We start from the raw sequence: 15,322 nt of genomic DNA on the forward strand, positions 1-15,322 counted from the left end.
CTACCGGCGCGACATACAGACGTTGATCCATCGAAATGAACCGAAGCCGCCCGCATATCTCTTCAGATATCATCAATGTCAAAGAGCAGGAAGAAAACCAAAACAACAGCGCCCTAACTTGCGGCGCCGCGCCTCGTCCCCTCCGGAATGTGTCCCCGTCAGTGCATCTCTGCGCCGCCGGTGAGGGGCTATCTAGGGAAAGGTTCCGAAGGCCGCAAGCGGTAATTTCGACTTTTCTCACCAATTTCCGCGATAGGCAGGATGTTGTGCAATAACCGGGGATTGGCGGTATCTTCGATGCCCATGGCACCATTCCTTGCAAGATCCGGAATGGCGCCCGCCGGGTGGTGCCCTCAGGCCCCGAGCCTCACACGCGCGCCGAAGGCCTTCCAGCGAATCCGAGTCGCCAGAAGCCCCATGATCAGCCCCAGATAGACCAGCGGTTCGATCTGAAACCCCTTGGCCAGCCAGATGTAATGCACCGCCCCGAGAATCGCGATGCCGTAGACCAGCTGGTGCAGGCGACGCCAGCTGCGCCCGAGCCTGCGCACCGACCAGTTGTTGGAGGTCAGCGCCAGGGGGATCAGCCCGAGGAAGGCGATCATGCCAACGGTCACATAGGGACGCTTGAGGATGTCGGCCCAGACCCGGCCGAAGCTTTGCACGTCGAGAAGCGCCCAGACGGAGAAATGCGCCAGCACGAAGAAGAAGGTCAGCAGGCCGATGGCCCGGCGGAACTTCATCAGGTTGACGCGGGCGTATTTCATCAGCGGCGTCACCGCGAGACCGGCCACCAGCAGCTTCAGCGCGGTGTCGCCGTATTCGCGCTCAAGCGCATTGATCGGTTCGACCCCGAGCCTGCCCGTCAGCGCCTGCCAGAACAGGAAGGCCATCCATGCCGCGCCGAGCAGATAGAGCGTCCAGGCGGGGACATGGCGCAGCGCGCCGTTGATCCGCTGCGCCGTGGCGGTCGGGCGGGCCATCAGAACTGCGCCTTGAGATCCATGCCCTCATAGAGCGCGGCGACCTCGTCATAGCCGTTGTACATCAGCGTGTCTTGCCGCGCCGAGAACAGACCGCCACCGATGCGCCGCTCGGAAGCCTGGCTCCAGCGCGGGTGATCCACCGTCGGGTTCACATTGGCATAGAAGCCGTATTCGGAGGGGGCGAGGTCGTTCCACGTCGTGGCGGGCTGTTCCTCGACAAGCGAGATGCGCGTGATCGACTTGATCGATTTGAAGCCGTATTTCCACGGCACGACCAGCCGGATCGGCGCGCCGTTCTGCTTGGGCATGGGCTGGTCGTAGAGGCCGGTCGCCATGATGGTGAGCGGATGCATCGCCTCGTCGAGCCGAAGCCCCTCGACATAGGGGAAGTCGAGCACGCCGCGGCGCACGCCGGGCATGTTCTCGGGCTGCACGGCCGTCTCGAAGGCGACGTAGCGCGCGTTCGGCTGCACGCCCGCGCGGTCGAGGATGTCCTTGAGCTCGATCCCCTGCCAGGGCACCACCATCGACCAAGCCTCGACGCAGCGCAGCCGGTAGATGCGCTCCTCGACCGCAAGGCCCGCGATCAGCTCCGAGAGCGGGAAGGTGCCGGGGTTGTCGACGAGGCCATCCACGGTGACGGTCCAATCGGTGGTGTCGAGCGCCGCGGCGTTCTTGGCCGGGTCGGCCTTGCCGGTGCCGAACTCGTAGTAGTTGTTGTAGGTGGTGATCTCTTCGAAGCTGTTGGGCTCCAACGCGGTCTGCGCCCCGGCCCGGCCTGCCAGACCGCCAAGGCCCAGCGCCCCCGCCCCGGCCATGATCTGGCGGCGGTTCAGGAACAGGCCGCGCGGGGTCGCATCGGCGCGGGTCAGATCGTTCGTCCAGCGATGGGCCATCGGGGTCTCCTTTGCATCTTCGAACAATCTAGACACGTTGGCCGCAGACACCATGTTGCAGGCGTCACGATGCGTTGACGCGGTGTAACGTGAAAGGGCCCCGGCGGATCGCTCCGCCGGGGCCCTGCCCTGCCAAAAAGGCGCCTTGATCAGTGCAGCACGGCGGCCTCGGGCTTGGGCCGGCCGGTGTTCGAGACCCTGTCGCCGACGATCAGCCCCTCGGCCCCGGCGCTGACCTGCACCTCCTGCCCGTCGCGGATGTCGCCCGCGAGGATCATCTCCGCGAGCTGGTCCTGCAGCGCGCGCTGGATCACCCGCTTGAGCGGTCGCGCGCCGAAGACCGGGTCGTAGCCCTCCTCGGCCAGCCACTTCCTGGCCGCCTCGTCGAGCGCGAGCGTGATGTTGCGCCGCGCCAGCCGCTTTTCGAGGCGGCTCAGCTGGATCTCGACGATGCCGGACATGTCCTCGCGGCCCAGCCGGTCGAAGATGATCGTCTCGTCGAGCCGGTTGAGGAACTCGGGCCGGAAATGCGCCCTCACCGCATCCATCACGTCGCGCTTGGCGCGGCCCGCATCCGCCCCGTCGGGCAGCTGGCTGAGCGCCTGCGCCCCGAGGTTGGAGGTCAGCACGATCAGCGTCTGCTTGAAATCGACGCGGCGGCCCTGCCCGTCGGTCAGCACCCCGTCATCGAGCACCTGCAACAGCACGTTGAAGACGTCCGGATGCGCCTTTTCGACCTCATCGAACAGGATCACCTGATAGGGCCTGCGCCGCACCGCCTCGGTCAGCACGCCGCCCTCGTCATAGCCGACATAGCCCGGAGGCGCGCCGATCAGCCGGGCGACCGCGTGTTTCTCCATGAACTCCGACATGTCGATGCGCACCATCGCCTGGTCGTCGTCGAAGAGATATTCGGCCACGGCCTTGGTCAGCTCGGTCTTGCCGACGCCGGTCGGCCCGAGAAAGAGAAACGAGCCCAAGGGACGATTCTCGTCGTTGAGCCCGGCGCGGGCGCGGCGCACGGCATTGGCGACCGCGCGGACGGCGGTGTGCTGGCCGATCACGCGGCGGCCCAGCTCTTCCTCCATGCGCAACAACTTCTCGCGCTCGCCCTCGAGCATCTTCGAGGTCGGGATGCCGGTCCAGCGCTCCACCACCTCGGCGATCTGCTCGGGCCGCACGGCCTCTTCGACCATGAGCGGGTCGTCCGAATCCTCGGCCTGGCTCAGCTCGCGTTCGAGCTGCGGGATCACGCCATAGGACAGCTCGCCCGCCTTGGCGAGATTGCCCTCGCGCTTGGCGATGTCGAGCTCGGCACGGGCCCGGTCGAGCCGCTCCTTGAGCGTGCGAGAGCCTTCGAGACGGTCGCGCTCGGCCTGCCACTTGGCAGTCATCGCGTCGGCCTTCTCGGTGAGCGCACCGAGTTCCTCCTCGATCTTCGCCAGACGCTCCTTCGAGGCCTCGTCATCCTCGCGCCGCAGCGCCTCGGCCTCGATCTGCATCTGCAGGATCGAGCGATCCAGCGCGTCGAGCTCCTCGGGCTTGCTGTCCACCTCCATGCGCAGGCGCGAGGCCGCCTCGTCGACGAGGTCGATCGCCTTGTCGGGCAGGAAGCGGTCGGTGATGTAGCGGTGCGACAGCTGCGCCGCCGCCACCAGCGCCGAATCCGAGATCCGCACGCCGTGGTGCAGCTCGTATTTCTCGCGGATGCCGCGCAGGATCGAGATCGTGTCCTCCTCGGTCGGCTCCTCGACCATCAGAGGCTGGAACCGCCGCGCCAATGCGGCGTCCTTCTCGACATATTTGCGATACTCGTCGAGCGTGGTGGCGCCGATGCAATGCAGCTCGCCCCGGGCCAGAGCCGGCTTGATCAGGTTGGCCGCATCCATCGCGCCGTCGGATTTGCCCGCGCCCACGAGGGTGTGCATCTCGTCGATGAACAGGATCACCTCGCCCGCGGCGGCCTCGATCTCCTTCAGGACCGCCTTCAGCCGCTCCTCGAACTCACCGCGATACTTCGCGCCCGCGATCAGCGCGCCCATGTCGAGCGACATCAGGCGCTTGTTGCGCAAGCTCTCGGGCACGTCGCCATCGATGATGCGCAATGCGAGCCCCTCGGCGATCGCGGTCTTGCCGGTGCCCGGCTCGCCGATCAGCACCGGGTTGTTCTTGGTGCGACGCGACAGCACCTGCATGGCGCGGCGGATCTCCTCGTCGCGGCCGATGATCGGGTCGATCCTGCCCTGCTCGGCGGCCTCGGTCAGGTCGCGCGCGTATTTCTTCAGCGCGTCATAGCCTTCCTCGGCATTGGCGCTGTCGGCGGTCCGCCCCTTGCGCACGGCGTTGATGGCGGCGTTGAGCGACTGCGCCGAAACCCGACCTGCGTCGAGCGCCTCCTTGGCCTTGGACTTCACCATGGCGAGCGCCATGAGAATGCGCTCGGCGGGCACGAAGCTGTCGCCGGCCTTCCCGGCGATCTTCTCGGCCTCGTCGAGCACCCGGCCCGTGGCCTGGTCGAGATAGGTCTGGCCCGCGTCGCCCGACACCTTGGGCAGCTTGGAAACGGCGGCCTCCACCGCCTCGCGCACACGCGCGGCGTCTCCGCCCGAATTGGTGATGAGATTGGCGGCAAGGCCCTCTTCATCGTCCATGAGCGCCTTCAGCAGGTGCTCGGGCGCGAGGCGCTGGTGGCTTTCGCGCATTGCGATGGTCTGCGCGGCCTGAATGAAGCCGCGCGAGCGTTCGGTGAACTTTTCGAGGTTCATCTGTCTCTCCTTGGTCAAAGCGCCCGCTGGAAAGACGCCCGCTCTGGCGGCGCGTCCCGGTTCGGGCCTCCGGGGAAAGAGATGGGGAGCAGAGCGGCGTTGCGCAAGTATCACAGCACGCAAAATGGCCGCCGGGCGCATTGCCGGCGGCCATGTTATCAGGGGCTTGCGCCGATCACTCCGAGGGCGGCACCGGGTCGAGGCCACCGTCGTCATCGACATTGTCGAACTGCGGCTCGCCGAGCTCGTCGCTGTCGCTGTCGGCGACGCTGGGACGGACGTTGTCATCGGGGGTCTGCGGCTCGGCGGCGTCGGTGAGCGCCTCGTCGATGATCGCGTCATCGGGCTCGGCATCGCCGGTCTCGCCGGTGGTGTCGGGGCTCTGGGCGGGCACCTCCAGCGGCGCGGTGTCGAACTCCTCGGCCTCCTCGGCGCGGAACCAGCCGCCGAGCACGAGAAAGATGACGAGCAGGATGAATCCCATCGGGATCATCACGTAGATCAGCGCGCGGCGCGAACTGCGGGGCTTGTGGGCCATGTCTGTCTCCTTGCACGGGGCAAGCGCCCCCTTTGCAGGCGCAACGCTGCCCCGCCGCCTGCGTTCCCGCGCCCGTGCCTGCTCCGCGTTTCCCGCCCCCCGTGCTTGACGCGCGCGCCCCCGCCGCGCCACAAGCGCGCGACCCCCTGCTGCCCGGAGAGCCCGCCATGACCGCCATTCCCGCCGACGACCGCCTGATCGTCGCCATCGACCGCCCCGACGCGCTGTCGGGGCTCGCGCTTGCCGACCAGCTCGGCGACGCGGTGTCGTTCTACAAGATCGGGCTGGGGATGCTGACGGGTGGCGGGCTGGCGCTCGCGCGCGAGCTGAAGGACGAGCGCGGCAAGCGGATCTTTCTCGACATGAAGCTCTTCGACATCGGCGCCACGGTCGAGGCGGCCGTGCGCGGGCTGGCACAGTTCGACCTCGATTTCCTGACCGTGCACGGCGATCCGCATGTGGTGCGCGCCGCGCGCGAGGGTGCGGGCGGCAAGCAGACCAAGATCCTCGCCGTGACGATCCTCACCTCGCTCGACCGCGCCGATCTCGACGAAGGCATGATGCGCGCGGGCGATCTGGCCGAGATGGCGGTGGAGCGCGCTGCCCGCGCGCTCGACGCGGGCGCCGACGGCGTCATCGCCAGCCCGCAGGAGGCGGCGATGATCCGGGCCCTGCCGCAGGCGGCGGGGAAGCTGATCGTCACGCCGGGCGTGCGGCCGGCGGGCGCGGAGCTTGGCGACCAGAAGCGGGTGATGACACCGGCGCAGGCGATCGCGGCGGGCGCGGATCACGTGGTGGTCGGTCGCCCGGTCTGGCAGGCGGAAAACCCCCGTGCCGCGGCACGGGCCATCGCACGAGAGATCGTGTCGCCGCAGGCCCGCACCCCCAACAGCTAGGGGCCGCGGCCCGCGAGGGAAAGAATTCACGAGTCTTCGCCGCCACAGGGAACCGAAATCGCATCTTTGCGGTTGACGATCCAGAACAAGCGAGCAGCGGAGGCCACTCGAATGCAGACCATCAGACTCGGCGATGTGCGCTACAATGCCCAACTCGGCGCCTTCGAGGCCCGCGTGGACGTGGACCGCAACGGCACGACCTACCGCTATCCCTGCCAGGTTGCCGGGCCGATCGACATGGATGCCGGCCATGTCCGCGCCAGCCTGACCCGCCACGCGATGCGCATGTCCGACAGCGGCGCGGCGCTCTGGTCGCACCTCTGAGCCTTTCGCCCCTCACGACATGAAAAGGCCCGCCATTCGGCGGGCCTTTCATCGTTCGGGCCTTGGCGGGGTCAGGCCGCCTGCACCAGCGCCGCGCTAAAATTGCGGCGCACCGGCCCTTCGCCCACGGTCTCGCCCAGCGCCTCGGCGGTCGCCGCCGAAAGGGTCCAACCCAGATGGCCGTGGCCGGTGTTGTAGAACACGCCCGGCGCGCGGCCCGGGCCGACCTTGGGCATCATGTTGGGCAGCATCGGCCGCAGACCGGCCCAGGGCACGCAATGCTCGGTCGAGATGCCCGGAAACAGCCGCTCGACCCAATCGGTCAGCGGCTTCACCCGGTCGGCGCGGATGTCGCGGTTGTAGCCGTTGAACTCGGCAGTGCCGGCCACGCGGAACCGGTCCTCCCCCAGCCGCGAGGTGACGATCTTGGCATTGTCGTCGAGCAGCGAGACATGGGGCGCCGCCGCCCGGCTTTGCGCATCGCGCAGGTTCACGGTGATCGAGTAGCCCTTTACGGGATAGATGTTGACCCGGTCGCCCAGCTTGGCGGCGATCTCGCGCGAGCCGACGCCGGCGCAGACCACGACCCCGTCGAAGCGGTGCGCCTCGTCGGTGGTGACGGTGACGCCGCCGTCACGCGCCGCGACATCGGTGACCGCGTGGCCCATGCGGAAGCTCACGCCCTGCCCTTCCAGCCATTCGGCCATGCCGAAGGTGAACTTGTGGATGTCGCCGGTGGAATCGCTCTCGGTGACGAAGCCGCCGGTCAGCGGGCCGGTCAGCTGCGGCACGAGGGCGCGGACCTCCTCGGCCGACAGCTCGTCGCGCGTGAGCCCGCCCTGCGCCAGCAGCTTGTTGACCCGGCGGCCATCGGCGAAGTCCTTTTCGGTCTGGTAGAAATGCACGATCGAAGCGGGCGAGAAGTCGAAATCGACCCCCGCCGTCTCGGCCATTTCACTCAGGCCCGCGCGCGCAGCGATCGCCATCTTCGTCGTGGCGATGGTGTTGGCCTCGTAATTGCGGATCTGCCCGAGGAACTCGGCCATCCAGCTCAGCTTGTGCCAGCTCGGCTTGGGGTTCACCGAAAGCGGCGCATCGGGCTTCAAAAGCCACTTCGTGCCCTTGAGAACGGTGGCCCAGCGGTTCCAGACCTCGGCGTTCGAGGCCGAAAGCTGCCCGCCATTGGCAAAGCTCGTCTCCATCGCGGCATAGCGCTGCTGGTCGAAGACGGTGACCTCATGGCCGCGCTTCCACAGGGAGTATGCGGTGGTGACGCCGGTGATTCCGGCGCCGAGAACGGCGTAATGCGGCATGATGCCTGCTCCAACGCGCCCCCTCCGTCCCTGGTGCCTGAGAGCTTCGCCGCGCTCGCATCAGGCGGTGCGCGACTTTCCCCTTCGGCGGGCCTCGCGGCCTCTCTCCGGAATATATGCGGCCCGGCCGGTCCTTTTGCCTGAGAGATCGCGGGGCGCGCGACTGCTCCTTCGGCGGCGGACCGTCCCGCTCTCTCCCGGCAGGACCGTTTCCTATACGAAACATACGGCATGCCGTGGTGTTCCGCCAGAGAAGACCGCACGGATTGCGGCGGATCCGGCGGAAATGCGTGACATTTCCATCGCCATGCTTGCAACCGCCCGGAATCGCGCCGATCCTTCGCCGCAACGTGGCCCGGGGGGATCGGCAACGGGCCGCGCAACGAGGGAGAGCGACATGGAAAACCCGAAGAACCGCTTCAAGGCGGGCCTGCGCGAGGGCCGCCAGCAGATCGGGCTGTGGAACATGATCACCGGGCCCTTGGTGCCCGAGGCGCTCTCGGGGCTGGGCTACGACTGGGTGGTGATCGACACCGAGCATTCGCCCACCGATGTCTCCGACGTGCTGCCCGCGCTGCAATCCATGGCCGCCGAGCCCGGCACCGCCGCGGTGGTGCGCCCCGCCTGGAACGATCCGGTGCTGATCAAGCGTCTGCTGGATTTCGGCGCGCAGACGCTGCTCATCCCCTATGTCCAATCGGCCGAGGAGGCGCGCGCCGCCGTCGCCGCCACCCGCTACCCGCCCGTCGGCATGCGCGGCGTGGCGGGGCTGCACCGGGCGACGCGCTATGGCCGGATCGGCGATTACATGTCCCGCGCGCATGAGGAGACCTGCGTGCTGGTGCAGGTGGAGACGAAGACCGCGCTCGACCGGCTCGAAGAGATCGCGAGCGTCGAGGGGATCGACGGCGTGTTCATCGGCCCCGCCGATCTCGCCGCGAGCCTCGGCCATCCGGGGCGGCAGGACCATCCGGAGGTGGTCGAGGCGATCATGGGCGCGATCGACCGGCTCGGCGCGATCGGCGTGCCCGCGGGCATCCTGACGCTCGACGCGGCCTTCGCCCGCGCCTGCATGGCGCGCGGCACCCGCTTCACCGCCGTGGGCATCGATGCCTCGCTCATGCTCGACGGGGCGCGCGACCTGCTCACGCGGTTTCGCTAGAGCGCCTGCCAGAGCCTGAGCCGCGCCTGCAGCGCCGGTATCGCGTCGGGGGCGGCCAGAAACGCATCAAGCGTCACCAGCCCCCAGCCCTGCCCCTCATTCCCGAAGCGGATCTCGGCCTCGGCCCCCGCCCCCATGCGCAGCACGAAAAACCAGACCCGGCCCGGCCGCGTGGCGCCATCGAAGCTACGCCGCCACAGCATCTCGGCCCGGCCCATCTCCAGCCCCACCTCCTCGCGCATCTCGCGGGCCAGCGTCTGCTCCGGCGACTCGCCGCCCTCGCGCCCGCCGCCCGGGAAATCCAGCGCGCCGGGATGGGCAATGTCGGGCCGGTCGTCGCGCCGGATCACGAGCAGGCGAGGCCCGATGAACAGCGCCGCTTTCGCGCCGTCGAAGCTTTCCCCGCCCCAAGCGGCACTGTAGGATACCGTCATGCCCGCCCTTTGCCGCGCCTGTTGTCATGTCTTCGAGGCCGGCAGACGATGCCCGGCCTGCCGCTCCCCGCGCGTCACATCCCACCCCGAACTGCTGAGCCTGTCCATCGCCCACATGGATTGCGACGCCTTCTTCGCCAGCGTCGAAAAGCGCGACAACCCCGACCTCGTCGACAAGCCGGTGATCGTCGGCGGCGGGCGGCGCGGCGTGGTCTCCACCGCCTGCTACCTCGCGCGCATCCGCGGCGTGAAATCGGCCATGCCGATGTTCCAGGCGCTCAAGCTCTGCCCGGAGGCGGTGGTGGTGAAGCCGCGGTTCGAGGCCTATTCCGAAGCCTCCCGCGCGATCCGCGCGATGATGGAGGAGATGACCCCCGCGATCGAGCCGCTGTCGCTCGACGAGGCGTTCCTCGACCTCACCGGGACCGAGCGGCTGCACGGCGCACCGCCCGCCGTGATGCTGGCGCGGCTGACGCGGCGGATGCAGGATGAGCTGGGCCTCACCGGCTCGATCGGCCTGTCGCACAACAAGTTCCTCGCCAAGATGGCGAGCGATTTCGACAAGCCGCGCGGCTTTTCGGTGATCGGCAAGGCCGAGACCATCGACCTGCTGCGCCCCAAGCCGATCGGGCTGATCTGGGGCGTCGGGCCGCAGGCGCAGGCCAGCCTCGATGCCGTCGGCATCCGCACCTTCGAGGACGTGCTGCGCTGGGAGCTGTCGGATCTCGTCCGCCGTTTCGGCGGCTTGGGCGAACGGATCTATCATCTCGCGCGCGGGCAGGATCGCCGCCGCGTCACCGCGCATGAGCCGGTCAAGGGCATCTCCAACGAGACGACCTTCGAGGCCGACACGAAGGACCCCGAGATCCTCGACGGGCATATCTGGCGCATGGCCGAAAAGGTCTCCTCGCGCGCCAAGGCCCGCGATCTGGTGGGCCGGGTGGTGGCGCTCAAGCTCAAGCGCGCAGACCACACGCTCCTGTCGCGCCGCGTCACCCTGCGCGCGCCGACCCAGACCGCCGACACGCTCTATCGCACCGCGCGCGGCCTGTTCGACGCGCGCGGCGAGAGCGGCGCCTACAGGCTTTTGGGTGTCGGCCTGTCCGAGCTGTCTGACGCCGCGACCGCACCATCGGAGGCGGACCTTCTCGATCCGGGCCGCGCCGCGCGCGAACGCGCCGAGCGGGCCGCGGATGCGATCCGCGCGAGGTTCGGCGCGGAGGCGATTCTCAAGGGCCGCGCCCTGCGCTAGTTCTTGAGCACCATGCAGACCGCCCCCGCTGCGCGCAGACGCGCGCAGAGCGCGCCGGCCTCGCTCAGACTGGCACGACCAATCTGGGCCACGTGACGGCGTGCGCGCTGGCCGGGAAAGCGTGACAGGGTATAGGCAATCTGCTCGTTGCCGATCACTGCCCCCACGTCGCGCCGGATCTGCCGCACGCGTCGGTCCACCGCGCCGCGATCGGGCGCCGAGGCCAGCACCACGCCCCAGGCCAGAACCGGTGCCGCGACACGAAACTGCGCGATGGCGCGCCCCTTGGCTTGTGCCTTGCAGGCCTCGAGGAAGGGCCGGTCTGCTGCAAGTGCCAGATCAACCTCAAGGGGCGGCGCATCGCGCCAGTCGCGCGCCGCATGGCCGGTGATCGCCTGCACATAGGCCTCGGTCTCGCCGGGGAGCCAGTCGTTGCCCGCGAGAAACTTCTCGGCCCGCGCCTCGCCCGCGTTGTAGGCCACGGCGGCCAGACCGAGCGAGCCAAATCGCTCGGACAGCTCCGCGAGATAGGCCGCCGAGGCCGCCAGCGCCTGCGCCGGGTCGAACGGGTCGGCCAGACCGCGCAGCTTGGCCGTCCCGGGCATGAACTGCGCAATGCCCAGCGCGCCCGCCGGGCTGACCGCGCCTGCGTCGAACAGGCTCTCGCGCCAGAGCAGCCGGGCGAAGAAGCCGACATCGAGCGCGTTTTGCTCGGCCAGCGTCTCGATCGCCTCGCAGACGTCGGGGATATAGTTGTCGAGCGCGATGCAGGGGCCACCTGGCACGCAGCGCCGTTCGACCGCCTCCTGGGCGGCAGCGGGCGGAGCAAGAAACGCGAAGGCGAGCAACAAGGAAACGGCGATACGAGTCATGGGGTCCAGTGTCGGGCAAAGCATGAGAGGAGGGAAATCAACTTCGTGTCTCAGCCGGGCGTCAGCGGAAACACCAATGGTATCACCAGCACCGCCGCGACGCCGACGGTGATGTTCATCGGCAGGCCGATCTTGAGAAAATCGACGAAGCGGTAATCGCCCGCGCCGTAGACCAGCGTGTTGGTCTGGTAGCCCACCGGCGTGGCAAAGCTCGCCGAGGCGCCCATCATCACCGCCACCACCAGCGCGCGCGGGTCGATCCCCGTCTGCTGGCCCAGCCCCACCGCGATCGGCGTCATCACCACCGCCACCGCGTTGTTGGTCACCGTCTCGGTCAAAAGCGAGGTCAGCGCGTAGAGCGCGGCCAGAAGCGCGATGGGCGGCAGCCCTTCGAGCCAGGGCGCCAGCGTGTCGACAATGAGCGTCACCGTGCCGGTCTCCTCCAGCCCGATGCCGACGACCAGCATGGCCAGGATCAGCACCACGATGCCCGCGTCGATCGAGCCCCAAGCCTCGTCGTTGTCGATGCAGCGGCACAGCAGGATCGCCGCCACCGCCCCCAGCGCCAAGAGCGAGATCGACGCCAGCTCGAAGGCGGCCAGCCCGACGACGGCGAAGAGCGCCAGCAGCGCCAATGGCGCGCGGCGGCGGCGATAGGCGCGCCCCGAGGGCCGGGTGACCGAGACCAGCTCGCCGCCCTGCGCGAGGCGGTCGAAGCCCTGGGCCGTGCCTTCGAGCAGCAGCTTGTCGGCGGGCCGGAGCCGGGCCGAGCCGAGATCCGGCCCCGGCACGTGCCCCTGCCGATGCGCGCCCAGCACCCGCAGCCCGTAGCGATAGCCGACCGACAGCTGCGAGACCGTGTCGCGCGGGCTGCCATGGGTGGGCGTCACCATCGCCTCGGCCACGACGAGATCCTCCTCGCCGCCACGCAACCCCGCACCGCGCTGCAACCCGACGCCGACCTGCGGCAGGCCCCGCAGCGTCAGGATCTCCGAGGTCGTGGCCAGCGCGACGAAGACATCGCCCGCCGTGCAGACATGCTCCTCGAGCTTTGAGCGGCGCAGCCGCGCGCCCTCGCGCCGGGCGGTGATCTTGATGCCGGGACGCGACAGGTCGGCCACCTCGCCCAGCGGCTTGCCGAGGCCCGGATGGCCGTCGAGCAGGCGGATCTCGGTCAGGAAGGTGGTCTCGACCATGCCGGCATCGCCGCGGGCGCGCCGGTCGGGCAAAAGCCACGGGCCCAGAAGCGCCAGCGCCACCCCGCCCACCAGCGCGAGGGCCAGCCCAACGGGCGCGATTTCGAAGATCGAGAAGGGTTCCAGCCCATGCTGCTCGGCGACCCCGGCCACGAGGATGTTGGTCGAGCTGCCGATCAGCGTCAGCGTGCCGCCCAGCACCGCCGCGTAGGAGAGCGGGATCAGCAGCCGCGTCTCGGCCAGCCCGAGGCTGCGCGCGAGGCGGATGATGACCGGGATCAGGATCAGCACGACGGGCGTGTTGTTGACGATGCCCGAAGCCAGCAGCGCCGCGCCGAGAAACACCACCACCGCGACGACCGGGCGCGTCTCGGCCCGGGCGATGACGAGGGCGGCGAGCGCATCGAGCAGGCCGGTGCGCACCAGCGCGCCCGAGATCACGAACATCGCCGCGATGGTGATCGGCGCGGGGTTGGAGAACACCTCGAGCACCCGATCGGGCGGCGTCAGCCCCAGGAGCACGAAAAGCGCCGCGGCGCCGGTGGCGGTGACATCCGGCGGATGACGCTCGATCACGAAAGCCACGAACAGCAAGACAAGGCCGGCAAGCGCCACCAGCGGCTGCAATTCGACGGGTATGAGGGGCAAGACCGATCCTCCGGCGTTCCCGGATGGCCCGGGCGGGCCATTCCGGTTCAACCGGTGCGGCCCCTCGCGGGTTCCGCGCCGCTACTCCGCGGCGAGCTGCCCGGCCGCGGGCCGCCCGATCGCCGCGATCCGGGCGATCACCTCGTCGAGCTGGACGCGAAACGCCTCGAAGCCCGCATGCGGCGCGATCCGCGCCTCGTCCATGTAAAGCGAGCGGTCGATCTCGACCTGCACGGCGTGCTGGCGCCGCGAGGGGCGCCCGTAAGCCTGGGTGACATAGGCCCCGGCGAAGGGCGTGTTGCGCGCCACCCGCAGACCGGCCGAGGTGAAGGCCGCCTCGATGCCGGCCATGATCCGCGGCGAGGCGGCGGCGCCGAACCTGTCGCCCAGCACCACATGCGGCCGCTTGCGCCCCGGCCCGCCCGCAAGCTCGATCGCCTCATGCGGCATGGAATGGCAATCGACGAGAACCGATTCTCCGAATCGCGACAGGCTTTCACCCAAGAGCGCCTGCAGCGCCGCGTGGTAGGGCGACCAGTAGGTCTCGATTCGCTGGCGCGCTTCGTCGAGGCCGATCTTGCCGTCGTAGATCGCCCGCCCGCCCGCCACGACGCGGGGAATCACCCCCAGCCCGCTGGCCACGCGCGGGTTGTGCATGCGTCGCGCCACCCCTTCGATCAGCGCCGGGTCGAGCTCGTCGGAGGCGCGGTTCAGATCGACCCAGGCGCGCGGCGCGCGCGCGGCCAGCAAGGGCGCGCCATGCGCCGGGGCCCTGTCGAACAGCCGGTCGACGAAGGCATCCTCCGAAGACCTTATCTGCCGCGCGTCGAGGCCGCTGCGCGCCAGCAGGGATGGCGGATAATGCCGGCCCGAATGCGGCGAGGCAAAGACGACGCAGCTCGTATGCGCGGCCGGTCGGGTGAGATCGAAGGCGGCCATGCGCATGAACTCCGAAGGGGCTCCGAGGGAAACTCTAGCTTGGAAACTTCTTGCACCGAAACCCCTTGAACCCCCCGAGCGTTCCCCGTATAGCACCGCTCACCCGGCGCCGAACGGTGGCTCGCAAGAGACGCAGGACGGCGGCAGGCAAGGGCGGTTAGCTCAGCGGTAGAGCACTTCGTTGACATCGAAGGGGTCACAAGTTCGAACCTTGTACCGCCCACCACGAATTTCGCAGGCCCCCTTTTCGGGGGCCGAACTTTGCAACCACGGCGCAATCGCCGCGCCGCGACAAGGAGAGCACCCCATGAAGGTTGCCAACTCGCTTCGTTCGCTCAAGCAGCGCCACCGCGATTGCCGCGTCGTGCGCCGCAAGGGCCGCGTCTACGTCATCAACAAGACGCAGCGCCGCTTCAAGGCCCGCCAGGGCTGAAGCCGGCCTCCCGCCCGAGGGCGGGACAAGGGATCAGGGGCCGTCTCCGCAAAGAGGCGGCCCTTTCCTTTTGGCCCGCCCCTGCCCGGGCGATGACATGGCCCCGCGATGGGACGATGGCGCGGCCCCGCGACGGGGCAATGGCTTGGCTCACTGATCCACGATCTCCTCGACCGAATCGGCCAGCAGCCGCACCACCGTCGCCTCGTCGAGATAGCCCGAAGCGTCGAGGTCGCGCTCGCGCTGATAGCGGCGAATCGCCCGGCGCGTGGCCTCGTCGAAGCTGCCGTCGACCTCGCCCGGCTCCAACCCCTGCGCATCGAGCCGCTGCTCGACCAGCCGCGCGGTCAGCCCGTTGAGCCCCAGCGCGCGCTCGACCGCCTCGGCCGCGGCCCGGGCGTCGCTCTGCGCCACCTCCTGGCTCAGCTCCGCGATTCGCGCCTCGGCCTCCGCTTCGAAACTGGCCTCCGAAAAGGCGCTGAGGTAATCGCGGTAGGCCTCGATGGTGTCGGCCTCGCGCGCCCGGTCCCAGGCGGCGTTGTCCTCGGCCGCCGCCGCGCGGCGCTTTTCCTCCTCGATCAGCGTCAGCCGATCGGCGGCGGTCTCGGCGAAGAGCCCGTCGGGGTAGCGGTCGAGATAGGCGCGCAGCCCCGGCTCGTCGCCGCGCT

General features: G+C 69.0%; 15 protein-coding genes, 1 tRNA gene and 1 riboswitch. Of the genes, 6 read left to right on the forward strand and 10 right to left on the reverse strand.

The window, feature by feature from the left end:
- Window positions 1-353: 353 nt before the first annotated feature.
- The 4 genes from msrQ to NHG85_RS11005 all read right to left on the reverse strand — a co-directional run bounded on the left by msrQ (window position 354) and on the right by NHG85_RS11005 (window position 5,185).
- A complete protein-coding gene (gene msrQ, locus NHG85_RS10990; RefSeq protein WP_253332335.1) occupies window positions 354-983 on the reverse strand; it encodes a protein-methionine-sulfoxide reductase heme-binding subunit MsrQ in 630 nt (209 codons plus the stop codon).
- Window positions 983-1,882 (reverse strand): protein-methionine-sulfoxide reductase catalytic subunit MsrP, encoded by a 900-nt coding sequence (msrP, locus tag NHG85_RS10995; protein WP_253332337.1) that lies wholly within the window; start codon window positions 1,880-1,882, stop codon window positions 983-985. The genes msrQ and msrP overlap by 1 nt, the downstream gene beginning before the upstream one ends.
- A gap of 149 nt (window positions 1,883-2,031) precedes the next feature.
- The gene (gene clpB / locus NHG85_RS11000) at window positions 2,032-4,647 is read right to left on the reverse strand and encodes an ATP-dependent chaperone ClpB (RefSeq protein WP_253332339.1); all 2,616 of its coding nucleotides are present in this window, start codon (window positions 4,645-4,647) and stop codon (window positions 2,032-2,034) included.
- A 175-nt stretch (window positions 4,648-4,822) separates the two neighbouring features.
- A complete protein-coding gene (locus tag NHG85_RS11005; protein ID WP_253332341.1) occupies window positions 4,823-5,185 on the reverse strand; it encodes a hypothetical protein in 363 nt (120 codons plus the stop codon).
- Window positions 5,186-5,352: 167 nt separating this feature from the next.
- Here NHG85_RS11005 and pyrF point away from each other — a divergent pair, with 167 nt between their 5' ends.
- On the forward strand, window positions 5,353-6,081 hold the full coding sequence (pyrF, locus tag NHG85_RS11010; protein ID WP_253332343.1) for an orotidine-5'-phosphate decarboxylase: 729 nt from the start codon (window positions 5,353-5,355) through the stop codon (window positions 6,079-6,081).
- 111 nt (window positions 6,082-6,192) lie between these two features.
- Window positions 6,193-6,405 carry an orotidine 5'-phosphate decarboxylase gene (locus NHG85_RS11015; RefSeq protein ID WP_253332345.1) on the forward strand — a complete coding sequence of 71 codons (213 nt, stop codon included), beginning with the start codon at window positions 6,193-6,195 and terminating at the stop codon, window positions 6,403-6,405.
- A 71-nt stretch (window positions 6,406-6,476) separates the two neighbouring features.
- On the opposite strand, the gene NHG85_RS11020 is transcribed toward NHG85_RS11015, so the two are convergent.
- The gene (locus NHG85_RS11020; RefSeq protein ID WP_253332347.1) at window positions 6,477-7,718 is read right to left on the reverse strand and encodes a D-amino acid dehydrogenase; all 1,242 of its coding nucleotides are present in this window, start codon (window positions 7,716-7,718) and stop codon (window positions 6,477-6,479) included.
- 118 nt (window positions 7,719-7,836) lie between these two features.
- Window positions 7,837-7,928, reverse strand: a riboswitch (glycine riboswitch).
- Between the two features lie 187 nt (window positions 7,929-8,115).
- On the opposite strand from NHG85_RS11020, the gene NHG85_RS11025 reads away from it, so the two are divergent.
- Window positions 8,116-8,880 (forward strand): HpcH/HpaI aldolase family protein, encoded by a 765-nt coding sequence (locus NHG85_RS11025; RefSeq protein WP_253332348.1) that lies wholly within the window; start codon window positions 8,116-8,118, stop codon window positions 8,878-8,880.
- On the opposite strand, the gene NHG85_RS11030 is transcribed toward NHG85_RS11025, so the two are convergent.
- Window positions 8,877-9,314, reverse strand: coding sequence for an NUDIX domain-containing protein (locus NHG85_RS11030; RefSeq protein WP_253332350.1), 438 nt, complete (start codon window positions 9,312-9,314; stop codon window positions 8,877-8,879). The two genes, NHG85_RS11025 and NHG85_RS11030, sit on opposite strands and share 4 nt — an antisense overlap.
- On the opposite strand from NHG85_RS11030, the gene NHG85_RS11035 reads away from it, so the two are divergent.
- Complete coding sequence (locus NHG85_RS11035) at window positions 9,313-10,566, forward strand: DNA polymerase IV (protein ID WP_253332352.1); 1,254 nt, start codon at window positions 9,313-9,315, stop codon at window positions 10,564-10,566. The genes NHG85_RS11030 and NHG85_RS11035 overlap by 2 nt on opposite strands.
- Here NHG85_RS11035 and NHG85_RS11040 read toward each other — a convergent pair.
- The 3 genes from NHG85_RS11040 to NHG85_RS11050 form a co-directional block, all read right to left on the reverse strand.
- The gene (locus NHG85_RS11040; RefSeq protein ID WP_253332354.1) at window positions 10,563-11,417 is read right to left on the reverse strand and encodes a lytic transglycosylase domain-containing protein; all 855 of its coding nucleotides are present in this window, start codon (window positions 11,415-11,417) and stop codon (window positions 10,563-10,565) included. The two genes, NHG85_RS11035 and NHG85_RS11040, sit on opposite strands and share 4 nt — an antisense overlap.
- A gap of 71 nt (window positions 11,418-11,488) precedes the next feature.
- Window positions 11,489-13,282, reverse strand: a complete 1,794-nt coding sequence (locus tag NHG85_RS11045) for an SLC13 family permease (protein ID WP_253332356.1) — start codon at window positions 13,280-13,282, stop codon at window positions 11,489-11,491.
- 81 nt (window positions 13,283-13,363) lie between these two features.
- Entirely contained in the window at window positions 13,364-14,227 is an 864-nt protein-coding gene (locus tag NHG85_RS11050) for an N-formylglutamate amidohydrolase (RefSeq protein ID WP_253332358.1), read from the reverse strand.
- A gap of 145 nt (window positions 14,228-14,372) precedes the next feature.
- Here NHG85_RS11050 and NHG85_RS11055 point away from each other — a divergent pair.
- Together NHG85_RS11055 and ykgO are read left to right on the forward strand one after the other, a co-directional pair.
- Window positions 14,373-14,447, forward strand: a tRNA-Val gene (locus NHG85_RS11055).
- A gap of 81 nt (window positions 14,448-14,528) precedes the next feature.
- Complete coding sequence (ykgO, locus tag NHG85_RS11060; RefSeq protein ID WP_008884645.1) at window positions 14,529-14,654, forward strand: type B 50S ribosomal protein L36; 126 nt, start codon at window positions 14,529-14,531, stop codon at window positions 14,652-14,654.
- 150 nt (window positions 14,655-14,804) lie between these two features.
- Here ykgO and NHG85_RS11065 read toward each other — a convergent pair.
- Window positions 14,805-15,322 (reverse strand): peptidoglycan-binding domain-containing protein (locus NHG85_RS11065; protein ID WP_253332359.1); only part of this gene is annotated, 518 nt, incomplete at its 5' end.

The sequence above is a fragment of the Limimaricola litoreus genome, from assembly GCF_024159025.1.
Lineage (GTDB): Bacteria > Pseudomonadota > Alphaproteobacteria > Rhodobacterales > Rhodobacteraceae > Limimaricola > Limimaricola litoreus.